The following is a 13,787-nucleotide window of genomic DNA, read 5'->3' on the forward strand; positions in this document are numbered from 1 at the left end:
TCATAAAAGCAAAAAATGGAACAGAATCGTCAAATTATGTCAAAATGCTGCATAATGGGAAATTTGTCGTACACCCTTCCATATGACCATTAAAAAAACAAATATTATCTATATATGAAACTTCCATAACGAGTTTTTGATACCCAACGGAATGATTATATGGAAGTCCCGATAGCTATCGGGATGACCGTTAAAAAACAATAAAATTAAACACATGAAAATTTATCAAATTTTATCAACACTAATTAAATATGCTGGCCATTTGATAATTTTTAACGAAATTGCCCAACAAAGAAATAATCTCTATGGCATCTGATAAATTAAAGAATATAAAAACTGAATTGCTTTCAAAGCAATTTTACACATTAAACAAACTTACTTTCGATTACCAATTGAGCAATGGAACATGGGTAACCCAAGTACGGGAATGTTATGATAGAGGTGATGGTGCCGGTATTTTACTTTATAATAAAGAACGGGGAACCATTATTTTAACCAAACAGTTTAGAATGCCCACTTTTTTAAATGACAATAAAGATGGTATGCTGATTGAAGTTTGTGCTGGTATGTTGGACAGGGACAACCCCGAAGCTTGCATTATTAGAGAGACTGAAGAGGAAGTTGGTTACCGACTAAAAAAAGTTAAAAAAGTGTTTGAGGCTTACACATCGCCTGGGGTAATGACCGAAAAAATGCATTTTTTTATTGGCGAATATACCGATGCCATGAAAGTAAACGATGGTGGCGGACTGGAAAGCGAGCATGAGGATATTGAAGTATTGGAACTACCTTTTAAACAGGCTATTGAAATGCTGAACAGCGGAAAAATCCATGATGCAAGAACCATTATATTATTGCAATATGCTCAAATACATCAATTACTGTAATTTTTTGACGAAGCACCATCAACTTTCATGTGCTTCAATAAAATCGGTAATTAAATAGGTAATCAACTTTCCAACCTGGGTTTCTGTTTTTTTTGTGGGAGCCGCTTCGCAGATGTGCAAATAGCGCGCATTTTCATGTTTTGCAAAAAAACTAACAAAACTACGCGCTTTATTAACGCTGAAACCGCTTGGGGTCATGGCACTACTGGGTATGTTTTCAATGGCATCACAATCCAATTCAATACCAAAAGGGGTGTCCGATATATGGTTTAAGGCGTTTTGAAGTTCTTCTCTAAACTTCAACTCTTTGCCAACAGCCAAATCCTCAAACATATTATATTTTATTAATTTGAACTTTTTAAAGGATTTGAACAAGGTATCAGAGGTATAGTTTCTATGCAACCCGAAAATAAAATACTTGCTTAAAAACCCTTCCGCGTAAGCGTAGCTAAAACCGTTGCCGCTATGGCGCCCTTCTTCAGGCCTAAAATCGGAATGTGCATCAAAATTTACAACGTTGATGGCCTTTTTTAAAGCTAGGCCAGTACCTTTAATATTGCCATAGGCATTGTTATGGCCACCACCTATAATAATGGGTATTTTTCCGGCAGATACTATTTGGTAAATAATATGGGTAACATGTTTGTCCATATCATTTACCATATTTCTGGCTTTTTTGATGCTTTTCTTTTTTGTGGCATCGAGTTCGGAAATTTTTGATAATTCTTCCGTAAAATCCAAATGTCCTAAAATAAGAACCTTATCTGCCCGAGTAAACTCATTGCTTTGAATGTTCAACATGATTTTTAAAGTAGCGTCCCAAGCTTTTGACGTACCCGTTTTACCATAATTTGCATACACGCCAACATCTTCGGGCAAACCAATTATTACATGTGTAACATCCAAATTTAAAAGTTGGCCGTATATATTGGAAATGCTGGACAATATTTGGATATGTTCACCAAATTTGGATTCGCCTAGGCGTTTGTTTAGTAACCCATTTAAAGCAGAAGTGTTAAATAAAACCAGTTTGTCCATAAAAAATATATAATTTTGAAAACTAAAATACATTATTATTTATTTATAGCATTGAAAAACAGAAACTATTAAAACCAAAAAAATTTAAAATTAAAAACAAGAAAACATGGAAAACAACAAAAGTAGTATGGGCCTTAAAGTAGCATTGGGAATTGCTTTAGTATTATTTTTAGGAACTGCATTTTACACGATGAATTTGTACAAAAGCAGCGAAAAAGTTCAGAAAGATTTATCTGAGCAAAAGCAATTGGTAATGAACGATTTAAATGCGATGGCAAAACAATATGATGTGGCCATTAGCGAAAACGAAGTGGCCAACGAGGATTTGATAGAGGCAAGATCTCGTATTCAAGGATTGATCGATTCATTAAAAATTTCTGAAACCAACGTAAAAAGTTTATGGAGCTACAAACAAAAATATGCCTCTCTTCAAAAAGAAATGGATGTTTTGTTAGCTGAAAACGATAAATTGAAAATCCAGAATTCTTATTTAGCAACTTCTTTGGATAGTACACGGGTTCGTTTGGAAGAGCGTACAATATTTACCGATTCTTTATTGATCCAAAACAATGCTTTGGCAGAAGTGGTTTCAAATGCTGCGGTTTTGGGCGCCGTTAACATGAAAGGATTTGGAGTTATTGAAAGGACTTCGGGTAAATTGATACCAACCGAAAGAGCAAGTCGTACTGATAAAATTAGGGTTTGTTTTACGGTAGCTAAAAATAAATTGGTTAAAGGTGGTAATCAAGAATTGTATGTTCAGGTCATCGACCCAAAAAACAATACCCTAGGTTTAAATGAGCAAGCATATTTTGGTGATAAAACATTGAATTACAGTATTATTAGTAAGTTTAATTACGAAAATGCCAACTTGGACATTTGTGAATTCGTAGCATCAAAAGGGAAAGCTGAATTTGAAAAAGGGCGTTACGTTGTAAACGTTTTTAATGCAAAGGATTTAGTAGCTACATCCGTTTTTACTTTAAAATAAACGGCATATAACACTTAAATGCTAAACCTCAAGTTTTAATGCTTGAGGTTTTTTTTTATTGAATAACTTTACCATTTAAAATAACGGTTTCAATATGGTTTCCCACAAATGCATAAGGTAAATAATTGTAGCTGGGAATTGGTTTGGTAATCATAACATGGGCTTTTTTTTCTTTGGAAATACTGCCGTATTCATTTGGAATCCCCATGGCGTAAGCTCCATTTATGGTGGCAGCATTTATAGCTTCTTCAGGAGACATCCTCATTTTAATGCACGCAGTACTTACCACAAAATTTATGTTGCCACTACTAGGGGAGCAACCCGGATTATAATTGGTTGCGAGCGCTAAAGATAAACCCGAATCAATTATTTTTCGAGTGGGTGTATAAGGAATGCCTAAAAAATTAGGAGCATGCAGGCAGTGAAACGGGCATGGCATTGCTATTTTTCAGATGTCAATCCCTGTTTTTTCCCTGAGGAAAGAAAAATAGCAGTCTATACAGCATTAAAATAACGTGAATAATGGACAACCCTTCTGAGCCAAAAATGTCCCTTCCCCAACCCTAAATGGTGATACATTTTCTGCATTTAAGGAATTTTTCCACCCATTAGGGAGGGGAAAAAGAAAAATCCAATCTTAATTTTCTTATCCGTTATTCACGTTAAAATATCCTTTTTCACAAAAACCGCAGAAACCTCATTTCCTTACCAAATACTTTTAAAACAGAGATATCCCGTACTTGCAGCAGTTGTTTTATGTTTATAATCGATATTGTCATTATAAAATTGTGATAACGCCGTTAAAACTATAAATTTAATGACAAAAATTAGAAATAGATGCAAATTATAGGATTAATAGGAGGGATAACCCCACAATCTACCATTATGTATTATCAAGTGTTGAATGGTTTGGCAAGCGACCGTTTTGGCGATCCGCATTCATGCAAGGTAATTATTAATTCGGTTGATTTTGCTGAAATAGCTGGTTTACAAAAACAAAATCGCTGGGATTTGTTGGATGGTCTTATGGCAGAAGCAGCTAAAAGTCTTGAAGCCGCAGGTGCAAAATGCATTTTAATTTGTGCCAATACCATGCATTTAACTGTTGATGCCGTTAAAAATGCGGTGTCAGTTCCTGTAATCCATATCGCGGAAGCTACCAGTGAACAAATTCAGCTGAAAAAATTAAAGACTGTGGCACTTTTAGGAACGAGATACACCATGGAGAAAGATTTTTTTATAAATATTTTGGCCTCTTTTGGTATAAAAGCGCTAGTGCCAAACCTTGAGGATAGAAATAAAATTCACGATATTATTTATTCTGAACTATCAAAAGGGCTGCTATTAGATGCATCTAAACAAATTTATTTGCAAATAATGGATAAATTGGTTGAAGAAGGGGCAGAAGGCGTAATTTTAGGATGTACAGAAATACCTTTGTTGATAAAACAAGCGGATGTTTCCGTACCCGTTTTTGATACGACCACCATTCATGCTACCAAAGCATTTAATTTGTCTTTAAATTTATGAGTAAAAGTGCTTCGCATGTAGATTTTCTAAACTCTTTCAGTGGGATTTCAGAAGAAATTATTGGAGAGCTTACAAAAATTTCTGAGTTCAGAAAAATCAAATCAGGAACACAGATAGTTAAATTAAATGAGGTGCCATCTAAAGTTTATATGTTGGTATCCGGAGTTGTTAGATGTTACTTGATAACGGAATCAGGAAAAGAATTCAATAAAAGTTTTTATCTGCCTTTTGGTTTTTTTGGACCCTTAACCGCTTTGATCAAAAGAAAAGCCTGTTTATTTGTTTTTGAAACACTTACCGATTGTCAATTATATGAAGTTGATTATTATAAACTAATGAACTTATGTAAACTGGATAAATCAGTTAATATGCTGTATTCTAAAGTTTTGGAAGCAATATATATAATGTATGAAAAGCGCTTGATAGCATTGATTTCATTGGGTGCAAAAGAAAGATATTTAGAATTGAAGGATCAAGTCCCGAATGTGGACGAGCTCATTCCCCAATACCATATTGCATCCTATTTAGGGATTACCGCAGTGCAATTGAGCCGCATTAGAAAGAAAATGGATAGATGTTAACATTTGTTAATAACTAATAGGATGTTAAATTATATATTTGGCTCGATTTCCTTTTTACATTGAAATAATGAAGGATTGATAGCTAACCAACCAAAAAACAGGTAAAGAATTTTTTTTACCTGTTTTTTATTTTTTTAAGCATCTGTTTTTATTTTAAGGCACCGACCATATCCTCGGGTTTTACCCAAGCATCATAGTCTTCGGCGGTTACATAGCCTAAATTAATGGCTTCTTCTTTTAAGGTGGTACCATTTGCGTGAGCTGTATTGGCTATTTCGGCAGCTTTATAATACCCTATTTTGGTGTTCAGTGCCGTAACGAGCATTAATGAGTTGTTCAATAATTTTTTAATGACGTCGTGGTTAGGTTCAATTCCAACAGCACAATGTTCGTTAAAACTAGCACAAGCGTCGCCAATTAATTGAGCCGACTGTAAAATATTTGCCGCCATTACAGGCTTGAACACATTGAGTTCGTAGTGGCCCTGTAAACCACCTACCGAAATGGCAACGTCGTTACCCAAAACTTGGGCGCAAACCATGGTCAGCGCTTCACATTGTGTAGGATTCACTTTTCCGGGCATAATGGAACTACCAGGTTCGTTTGCTGGAATGATAATCTCGCCAATACCGCTTCTTGGTCCAGATGCCATCATTCTAACATCATTGGCAATTTTATTTAATGATACCGCCAATTGTTTCAATGCCCCGTGTGTTTCAACCAAAGCATCGTGTGCAGCAAGCGCTTCAAATTTGTTGGGAGCTGTTACAAAAGGCAGGCTGGTAAATTCTGCAATATATTCTGCAACGCGCTTGCTATAGCCTTTTGGGGTATTTAAACCCGTTCCTACAGCGGTGCCACCCAAAGCCAATTCACTTAAATGTGGCAACGTGTTCTCTAAAGCTTTTAAGCCATGGTCCAACTGCGCTACATATCCAGAAATCTCCTGTCCTAATGTTAATGGGGTCGCATCCATTAAATGGGTACGCCCAATTTTAACGACATTTTTATAGGCTTCAGATTTTTTCTTTAGCGTATCTCGAAGTACTTTAACTCCCGGAATGGTGGTGCCAATAATTTTTTTATAAATGGCAATGTGCATTCCCGTAGGAAAGGTGTCGTTGGATGATTGCGATTTGTTGACATCATCATTCGGTTGAATAACTTTTTCGCCTTCGCCAACTTTTTTCCCCGCCAATTGTTGCGCTCTGTTGCCTATTACTTCGTTCACATTCATATTGCTTTGTGTACCAGAGCCTGTTTGCCAAATAACAAGCGGGAATTGGTCGTTATGCTTACCCTCTAAAATTTCATCGCATACGGCAGCAATTAAATCGCGTTTTTCAATGGGTAATACACCAAGTTCACAATTGGTATAGGCCGCCGCTTTCTTTAAATAGGCAAACCCATAAATTATTTCTAATGGCATAGACGCAGAAGGGCCTATTTTAAAGTTGTTTCGAGAGCGTTCTGTCTGTGCGCCCCAAAGTTTATCGGCAGGTACTTTTACCTCGCCCATAGTATCTTTTTCTATTCTAAAGCTCATTTTGCTAGTCGTTTAATTTAAGTTACAAAGTTAACAGATTTGATGTGTTTATTATCATGATATAAGTTAGTTTTTATTAGTTTTTTTTAACAGATATATAACCTGTTCAATTTATTTACCTCAAAAAAAATGGGTATCTTAGCTTGATGAAAATTATTATTAAAATATAAACTTTAATATTATGGCAACAATAAGATTAGGCGATATTGCTCCAAACTTTACCGCAATGTCCACCGAAGGAATGATTAACTTTCATGAGTGGTTAGGGGACAGTTGGGGTGTTCTATTTTCGCATCCGGCAGATTATACGCCCGTTTGCACCACCGAGTTGGGAACAGTTGCAAGATATAAATCGCAGTTTGATAAGCGCAATGTAAAAGTAGTGGCCTTGAGTGTGGATAGTGTTGAATCGCATCATGGTTGGGTTAAGGATATTAATGAAACGCAATTTACCACGGTAAATTTTCCAATTATAGCCGATGAAGACAGAAAAGTATCCGAATTATACGATATGATCCATCCCAATGCCAGCGAAAACCATACGGTACGTTCTGTATTTGTAATTGGCGACGATAAAAAAGTAAAGCTTACCATTACCTATCCTGCATCCACAGGCAGAAATTTTGATGAGTTGTTACGTGTCATTGATTCATTGCAACTAACGGCTTACCATAAAGTGGCAACCCCTGCAAACTGGGTTAATGGCGATGATTGCGTGGTGGTACCCTCTGTGGCAACCGCCGATATACCCGCTATGTTCCCTAAAGGTTTTAAAGAAGTAAAGCCGTATTTGAGAATGACCCCTCAGCCAAATTTAGATTGACACCTTCTGTTAATAAATTTTAGCTTTACTATTGTTTAACAAAAACAGTTGCACTATCTTTGCGTAAGATTTATTTAATAGACGCCATTATGTTTGAATTTGATCAGTATTTAGGTTTTTTAGCTTTTTTAACCATTTTGACCATTGGGTTCTGGTTGATGATATTTTTAATGACTTTCGTAATTCCTTATTGGATAGGAGGTTCTTTGATTGAAAGGTTGAAAGAAATTAGAGAAGAGAGAAAGGCTAAACGTAAAAATTTGTAACAGTAATTGACAATCTTATATAAAAAAGGGAAGCTAAATTCATAATTTAGCTTCCCTTTTTTTGCGTTAGGGGTTGGGCCGGAAAGCCCACAGCGATAGCTATCGGGAGAGCGAGGACTTGTTAGGGAAAACCCGACCCGCAGGGGAACCTGCCTGCCCTCAAATAAAATTATCCATCAACATCAAAACCGTCACCACTTGATCTTTGACGTTCCGGTTTCTTTTTCTGGTTGAATCTGTATGTAAATGATAGGTTAAAAACTTGACCGCCTCTAAATTGAAAGTCCCTAGTACTAACAAAAGTATCGGTTTCTATTTCGCCCTTATACCTTCTGCTATTAAAAATATCACTAACATTAAATGCTATGGAAGCTTTCTCTTTATATAGATCTTTGCTAAAAGCAATATTGGCAGATGCTATGGCGTCTCTGGTGTTTTGGGCATCTTTGCTCGGACCTCTATAATCTATATTTGTTTGCCAATCAATGTTGCCTGGAAGTGTGTATTTGTTGCTCAAGCGGATATTCCAACTAATATTTTCGGCATCAAAATTAACACCGTTATAATCGCCTCTTGTAATATTTTTGAAGAAGTTAAAATCGGTATTGATTCGCCATTTTTTTGTAGGTGTGTAATTGATGTTGAATTCAAAACCATACCGATCATTGGTTGCTAAATTTACCGGAGTTCTAGTGATCACGGAGATAGGGGTGTTGTTTACCAGTACGGTTTCGCCTGTTTGAAAACTTACCCAGTTACTATCATCTATTTCATGTTGATAGTATATGGATGTACTTAAAGTAACCTTGCTGAACCTATTTAAATATCCTAAGTCGTAAACACCAGAATAACTTGGGTCTAAGTCTGGATTTCCTTGAAATATGTTGGTAATACTGGTTCTTGAAGGAAACGGATTTAGATAGAATGAACGTGGTCGCTGTAACCTACGGCTATAACCCAGTGTTAAACTTTCTTTATTGCCCAATTCATAACTCAAATTGATGGTAGGAAACAAACCGGTTATATTTTTCTTTTTGAAATCACCTGTTGTTGGTTGATCAATGGTAGTTCGTGTGTTTTCCAAACGCAACCCTAATAGGTATGAAAATTTATCTATTTTACTTCCAAACTGACTGTATAAAGCATGTATATGCAATTTAAAATTGAATATATTTGAGAGTCTGGTGTCTATTTCAAATTGATTGGTATCCGTATTTAGTAACTGAACTTCATAATCGGTAGATCGATCACTGAAGTCGCCACGGTAACCAAGTTCAAATTGGCTGTTTTCCCCAATGGGCAAAACATAATCTGATTGCAATAAAACGGAATTTTGATCTTCAATGGTTCTAAGAATATCCGTATTTATGCCATCACTTAAAATTAACGATAATCTATCTTCATCACTTTCCTCATATTGGAAATCGAAGGATAATTTATGACCACTGGTTTTAAAATTTTTAGTGAAATTGGTGGCGTATTGAATGGTTTTTGAATTACCAAATTCAGGATCTAAACGGATGTTTTTACTTATAAAATCTTTATTTTCATCAAGCTGTGTTAATACATTCGTGGAATTTTCTTCTAAATTACTGTCTCTATAAACTACTGATGTTGTTAGGGAAGCAGTATCGTTAACATACCATTCCAGTCCAAAATTCGTAGTAAGTCCTTTTCTAGTGCTTTCCGAATCCCTTTTTTCATCAAGATACTTTCCAGTGTTTTTAAAGCGTGTAAAGTTATAGGAATTACCAAGATTCGTATAGTAATTATAGCTTGTTGTGTTGAAAAAATTAACATCTCCGGTTCTATAATTAACATTTCCTGAAACACCGGCAAGAGCTGGATGTCCAACATTGGCACTGATAGCGCCATTAAAACCTTGTAATTTGCTTCTTCGTAAAATAATATTTAAAATACCTGCAGTTCCTTCAGATTCGTAACGCGCCGAGGGAGAGGTAATAACCTCCACCTTTTCAATCGCATCAGCAGGGAGTTGCCTTAGGGCATCCGTTGAATTCAATCCCACTAAACCAGATGGTTTTCCATTAATTAAAATTCTAACATTGTTGTTTCCGCGAAGCGCCACATTGCCTTCTGGGTCAACCGTTACCGATGGAATATTATCTAAAACATCACTTACTGTGCCACCTCTTACGGTTAAATCTTTACCAACGTTATATATTTTTTTATCCAATTTAATTTCAACGGTAGTTTTTTCGGCAATAATCTCCACTTCACCAAGGGCTTCGGCATTGATCTGAAGAGAAAAACTGCCTATATTTTCTGATGTATTTATTTTCCTGTTAGGAATCGTGATGGTTTTAAAGGAAATATATTCAATGGTAACGTCGTAAATACCGGTTAAAACAGGGATGCTAAAGTTTCCGCTAGCATCTGTAATACCGCCTGTAACTATTTTGTTTTGTTGTTTACTGAAAAAAGCCACGGTTGCATATTCGAGTGGCTGTTTGTTTTCTTGATCTATGACTTGTCCTGTAATGGTGACTTCTTTTTGTTCTGGTCTTTGTGCGAAACTCGAAATTGAATATAAACTTAAAAATAATAGTACAAGTGCGAATCTATACATTCTATGGTTTTAGAAGATAAGACAGCAAAAGTATATTATAGTTTAACCTGTTTTGGTTAAAAATTTGTTAAAAGGATTTTTTAGATAATGCCTGAAATCAATTCTGTGGGTCTGCCTATTACTGCTTTCTTGCCATTGATGACGATAGGGCGTTCAATAAGCTTCGGGTTTTTTGCCATGGCTTCAATTATTTGGTCGTCGGTTAAGGTTTTATCTTTAAACTCTAATTTCCAAACAGCTTCATTTTTCCTAACCAAACCAATAGGTTTTATGCCTAAAAGTTTAACAATATCCTTTAACTCTTTAGAAGATAAAGGCTCTTCCAAATAGTGAATGATTTCAAATGGTTTTCCCGATTGTTCTAAAAGTTCCAATCCGCAGCGTGATTTACTGCAACGGTTATTGTGAAGTATTTTTATCATTATAAATGAATATGGTATTTTTTTAACTGTTGAATTAGTTTTTCTGGATTTTCGAAATGAACGCCATTAATTCCTAAAGCGTTGGCAGCTTCAATATTTCTTAAATTGTCATCAATAAACAGTGATTTTTCTGGGGCAATATGGAATTTATTTAAGCAGATTTCATAAATGTCTTTAAATGGCTTTCTGGTTTTTTCATCGCCTGAAACAACAATACCTTCAAACCATTGTAAAAAACCGAAACGTTTTTGTGCAATGGGGAAGGTTTCGTTGCTCCAGTTGGTTAAAGCCACTACTTTATAGGTTCCAGATTTAATTAACTTGTCAAGTATTTCAACAGTTCCATCAATAGCACCACCCAACATGTTTTCCCAGTGGCCATAAAACATTTTAATATAATGTCCATGTTCAGGGAATTTTTTAATCAAATCTTCGGTGCCTTGCGCTATAGGATAACCAGCATCATGGTTTTCGTTCCAATCGCTCGTACAAATATTTTCTAAAAACCATTTCATTTTTTCTCTATCGCCATTAAAGGCATCCAAAAAAACATACTCCGGATTCCAGTCGATTAAAACGCCTCCAAGGTCGAAAATTATAGTGTCTATTTGGTTCATAAAGTGTTATTGTCTTCAACTTTTTGCCCCATCATCATTAAATAGGCTTTTAAAAATGAGTTGATATTTCCGTCCATAACGTCATCCACATTACTGGTTTCATGTCCGGTTCTTACGTCTTTAACCAATTTGTACGGTTGCATCACGTAATTACGGATTTGGCTGCCCCATTCAATTTTCATTTTACCGGCTTCAATATCTTCGCGTTGTGCCATTTGCTTTTGCAGTTCAATTTCATATAACTGCGATTTAAGCATTTGCATGGCTCTGGAACGGTTATCGTGTTGCGAGCGGGTTTCGGAGCATTGAATTTGGATGCCCGTTGGTTTGTGTGTTAATTGCACTTTGGTCTCTACTTTATTCACATTTTGTCCGCCTGCACCGCTGGAACGTGCGGTTGTAATTTCAATATCGGCAGGATTGATCTCAATTTCAATGGTATCATCCACTAGAGGGTATACATACACTGAAGCAAAACTTGTATGACGTTTAGCATTACTATCAAACGGCGAAATGCGCACCAATCGGTGCACCCCGTTTTCACCTTTTAACCAACCAAAAGCAAAATCGCCTTCAATCTCTAATGTCACGGTTTTTATACCGGCTACATCGCCTTCCTGAAAGTTGAGTTCCTTTACTTTAAAGCCGCTTTTTTCGGCGTACATTAAATACATACGCATCAACATACTCGCCCAATCACAACTTTCGGTACCACCGGCACCGGCTGTTATTTGCAATACGGCACTTAAACTATCGCCTTCTTCCGAAAGCATATTTTTAAACTCAATATCTTCAAGTAAGTCAAAGGCTTTGTGGTATTGCTGCTCTACATCCTGGGCAGTCGATTCGCCTTCTTTGTAAAATTCATAAAGCACTTCTAGATCTTCGGTAAGTGTTTTGGCGGCATTATAGTCTTCCACCCATTTCTTGGTTTCACGAAGCGATTTTATAATGGCTTCGGCAGCTTTGGCATCATTCCAGAAATTGGGGTCGAAGGTTTTTTCTTCTTCGTTTTGTATTTCTATAAGTTTTCTATCTACGTCAAAGATAGTGCCTAAGTTTGTCGAGGCGGGTGTTAAGATCTTTAATTTGATCGGAAGTTATCATAGTATATTTATTTTGGACAAAAATAGGATTTAAAGCAGGAGCAGAAAACAATTCTTAATATAATTTTATAGCTTTACCTATATTTTTTTGATATGACTATAGACCTAAGAAGCGATACCGTTACAAAACCCTCAAAAGCCATGTTGGAAGCCATGATGCAAGCCAAGGTTGGTGATGATGTGTTTAGAGAAGATGAAACCGTGAACCAATTGGAAACTCGTATTGCCAGCATGTTTGGCAAACCAAGTGCCTTGTTTTTCCCTAGTGGCACCATGGCAAACCAAACTGCCATTAAGTTACATACCAACCCAGGAGATCAAATTATTTGCGATAAATATGCGCATATCTATAATTATGAATCGGGTGGTGCGTCGTTTAATAGTGGCGTGTCTTGCAAATTAATTGATGGCCATAGAGGGATGTTTACTGCGGAACAGGTTGTGGAATCCATCAATCCAGACGCTTATTATTACAGTCCGACACGATTGGTCGAAATTGAAAATACCGCCAACAGAGGAGGTGGTTCTTGTTGGGATTTTGCTGAGATTTTAAAAATTAGAAAAATTTGTGATGAAAAATACTTAGGATTTCATTTGGATGGCGCTAGAATATGGAACGCATTAGTGGTTAAAAATGAAACCCCAAAACAATATGGAGAGGTGTTCGATACCATTTCGGTATGTTTAAGTAAAGGCTTGGGCTGCCCTGTGGGTTCGGTTTTAGTGGGCGATGAGGCTATTATGAAAAACGCCATTAGAATCCGTAAAGTTTTTGGTGGCAACATGAGACAAGCTGGATATTTAGCTGCAGCGGGACTTTACGCTTTAGATAACAATAGAGGTAGATTAAACGAAGACCATAAAAAAGCAAAACAAATAGGAGAACAGCTATCTAAATTATCAATCATTAAAACGGTGGAAGCCATCGAAACCAATATTGTGATTTTTGAGTTGGATAAAGATGTGAATGAAAAAGCGTTCATTCAAAAACTAAAAGACAAAAACATTCATATTATAGGTATGGGCACCAACAAATTACGGATTGTTACGCATTTGGATTATACCGATGCGATGCATGAAAAATTCATCAAAATATTACAAATGCTTCAATTTTAAATCCGTTCTTTCAAAGTTCAAAGTTCAAAGTTCAAGATTCAGAATTCGTTAATCGTTAATCGTTAATCAAAAATCGTAAATCATCTAAACAAATCCATCCCCGGAATATTCGGCATCCCTTCTTTGGCCACGGCAGCAAGTTCTGCTTCATTTACACCAGTCGCTTTTTCGATAGCTTTATTTAATATAAGAATTAAGGTAACTAATCAGTTTTCAAACTGAAATTCATTTTTAGCGATAAGTTTCAACGCTTCTGATACGTTCATTCCATTTT

12 protein-coding genes and 2 pseudogenes are annotated in these 13,787 nt (G+C 36.1%); 6 read left to right on the top strand and 8 right to left on the bottom strand.

Translation table 11 applies throughout. The features are described 5' to 3' along the window. Positions 1-305 precede the first annotated feature (305 nt). A complete protein-coding gene (locus ACU1LP_RS18075) occupies positions 306-887 on the top strand; it encodes an NUDIX domain-containing protein (RefSeq protein ID WP_445736973.1) in 582 nt (193 codons plus the stop codon). A gap of 18 nt (positions 888-905) precedes the next feature. Here ACU1LP_RS18075 and ACU1LP_RS18080 read toward each other — a convergent pair whose 3' ends face one another. Continuing rightward, positions 906-1,925: a formimidoylglutamase gene (locus tag ACU1LP_RS18080; protein ID WP_445736974.1), complete on the bottom strand. Its 1,020-nt coding sequence runs from the start codon at positions 1,923-1,925 to the stop codon at positions 906-908. A 106-nt stretch (positions 1,926-2,031) separates the two neighbouring features. On the opposite strand from ACU1LP_RS18080, the gene ACU1LP_RS18085 reads away from it, so the two are divergent. Next, positions 2,032-2,916 carry a chromosome partitioning protein ParA gene (locus ACU1LP_RS18085; RefSeq protein ID WP_445736975.1) on the top strand — a complete coding sequence of 295 codons (885 nt, stop codon included), beginning with the start codon at positions 2,032-2,034 and terminating at the stop codon, positions 2,914-2,916. 55 nt (positions 2,917-2,971) lie between these two features. Here the strand turns inward: ACU1LP_RS18085 and ACU1LP_RS18090 are convergent. Continuing rightward, a pseudogene (locus ACU1LP_RS18090) lies at positions 2,972-3,368 on the bottom strand (amidohydrolase family protein); the annotation flags it as partial. Between the two features lie 385 nt (positions 3,369-3,753). Here ACU1LP_RS18090 and ACU1LP_RS18095 point away from each other — a divergent pair. Both ACU1LP_RS18095 and ACU1LP_RS18100 read left to right on the top strand, forming a co-directional pair. After that, complete coding sequence (locus ACU1LP_RS18095) at positions 3,754-4,446, top strand: aspartate/glutamate racemase family protein (RefSeq protein ID WP_445736976.1); 693 nt, start codon at positions 3,754-3,756, stop codon at positions 4,444-4,446. Then, positions 4,443-5,027, top strand: coding sequence for a Crp/Fnr family transcriptional regulator (locus ACU1LP_RS18100; protein WP_445734856.1), 585 nt, complete (start codon positions 4,443-4,445; stop codon positions 5,025-5,027). Before ACU1LP_RS18095 ends, ACU1LP_RS18100 begins: the two co-directional genes overlap by 4 nt. A 148-nt stretch (positions 5,028-5,175) precedes the next feature. Here the strand turns inward: ACU1LP_RS18100 and fumC are convergent, their stop codons facing one another. After that, positions 5,176-6,573 (bottom strand): class II fumarate hydratase, encoded by a 1,398-nt coding sequence (fumC, locus tag ACU1LP_RS18105; protein WP_445736977.1) that lies wholly within the window; start codon positions 6,571-6,573, stop codon positions 5,176-5,178. 181 nt (positions 6,574-6,754) lie between these two features. On the opposite strand from fumC, the gene ACU1LP_RS18110 reads away from it, so the two are divergent. Beyond that, on the top strand, positions 6,755-7,396 hold the full coding sequence (locus tag ACU1LP_RS18110; RefSeq protein WP_445736978.1) for a peroxiredoxin: 642 nt from the start codon (positions 6,755-6,757) through the stop codon (positions 7,394-7,396). Between the two features lie 435 nt (positions 7,397-7,831). Here the strand turns inward: ACU1LP_RS18110 and ACU1LP_RS18115 are convergent, their stop codons facing one another. The 4 genes from ACU1LP_RS18115 to prfB all read right to left on the bottom strand — a co-directional run bounded on the left by ACU1LP_RS18115 (position 7,832) and on the right by prfB (position 12,398). Beyond that, the gene (locus tag ACU1LP_RS18115; protein ID WP_445736979.1) at positions 7,832-10,252 is read right to left on the bottom strand and encodes a TonB-dependent receptor domain-containing protein; all 2,421 of its coding nucleotides are present in this window, start codon (positions 10,250-10,252) and stop codon (positions 7,832-7,834) included. An 80-nt stretch (positions 10,253-10,332) separates the two neighbouring features. Then, the gene (gene arsC / locus ACU1LP_RS18120; RefSeq protein ID WP_445732838.1) at positions 10,333-10,674 is read right to left on the bottom strand and encodes an arsenate reductase (glutaredoxin); all 342 of its coding nucleotides are present in this window, start codon (positions 10,672-10,674) and stop codon (positions 10,333-10,335) included. Beyond that, positions 10,674-11,291 carry an HAD family hydrolase gene (locus ACU1LP_RS18125; RefSeq protein ID WP_445734726.1) on the bottom strand — a complete coding sequence of 206 codons (618 nt, stop codon included), beginning with the start codon at positions 11,289-11,291 and terminating at the stop codon, positions 10,674-10,676. Before ACU1LP_RS18125 ends, arsC begins: the two co-directional genes overlap by 1 nt. Continuing rightward, positions 11,288-12,398, bottom strand: a protein-coding gene (prfB, locus tag ACU1LP_RS18130) for a peptide chain release factor 2 (protein ID WP_445732836.1) whose coding sequence is annotated in 2 segments (ribosomal slippage) — positions 11,288-12,334 and positions 12,336-12,398 — 1,110 coding nt in all. Because the reading frame shifts where the segments join, the coding sequence is not laid out codon by codon here. Before prfB ends, ACU1LP_RS18125 begins: the two co-directional genes overlap by 4 nt. 92 nt (positions 12,399-12,490) lie before the next feature. On the opposite strand from prfB, the gene ACU1LP_RS18135 reads away from it, so the two are divergent. After that, positions 12,491-13,513, top strand: coding sequence for a threonine aldolase family protein (locus ACU1LP_RS18135; RefSeq protein ID WP_445734725.1), 1,023 nt, complete (start codon positions 12,491-12,493; stop codon positions 13,511-13,513). Between the two features lie 80 nt (positions 13,514-13,593). Here ACU1LP_RS18135 and ACU1LP_RS18140 read toward each other — a convergent pair. Further along, a pseudogene (locus ACU1LP_RS18140) lies at positions 13,594-13,710 on the bottom strand (YbaB/EbfC family nucleoid-associated protein); the annotation flags it as partial. Positions 13,711-13,787: the final 77 nt, after the last annotated feature.

This window comes from Mariniflexile sp. (assembly GCF_052728615.1).

What these genes read in the sequence shown, in the direction of transcription:
- fumC (WP_445736977.1), bottom strand. Translation starts at nt 6,573, where the DNA reads ATGAGCTTTAGAATAGAAAAAGATACTATGGGCGAGGTAAAAGTACCT.
- ACU1LP_RS18080 (WP_445736974.1), bottom strand. Translation starts at nt 1,925, where the DNA reads ATGGACAAACTGGTTTTATTTAACACTTCTGCTTTAAATGGGTTACTA.
- ACU1LP_RS18075 (WP_445736973.1), top strand. Translation starts at nt 306, where the DNA reads ATGGCATCTGATAAATTAAAGAATATAAAAACTGAATTGCTTTCAAAG.
- ACU1LP_RS18115 (WP_445736979.1), bottom strand. Translation starts at nt 10,252, where the DNA reads ATGTATAGATTCGCACTTGTACTATTATTTTTAAGTTTATATTCAATT.
- arsC (WP_445732838.1), bottom strand. Translation starts at nt 10,674, where the DNA reads ATGATAAAAATACTTCACAATAACCGTTGCAGTAAATCACGCTGCGGA.
- ACU1LP_RS18110 (WP_445736978.1), top strand. Translation starts at nt 6,755, where the DNA reads ATGGCAACAATAAGATTAGGCGATATTGCTCCAAACTTTACCGCAATG.
- ACU1LP_RS18095 (WP_445736976.1), top strand. Translation starts at nt 3,754, where the DNA reads ATGCAAATTATAGGATTAATAGGAGGGATAACCCCACAATCTACCATT.
- ACU1LP_RS18085 (WP_445736975.1), top strand. Translation starts at nt 2,032, where the DNA reads ATGGAAAACAACAAAAGTAGTATGGGCCTTAAAGTAGCATTGGGAATT.
- ACU1LP_RS18135 (WP_445734725.1), top strand. Translation starts at nt 12,491, where the DNA reads ATGACTATAGACCTAAGAAGCGATACCGTTACAAAACCCTCAAAAGCC.
- ACU1LP_RS18100 (WP_445734856.1), top strand. Translation starts at nt 4,443, where the DNA reads ATGAGTAAAAGTGCTTCGCATGTAGATTTTCTAAACTCTTTCAGTGGG.
- ACU1LP_RS18125 (WP_445734726.1), bottom strand. Translation starts at nt 11,291, where the DNA reads ATGAACCAAATAGACACTATAATTTTCGACCTTGGAGGCGTTTTAATC.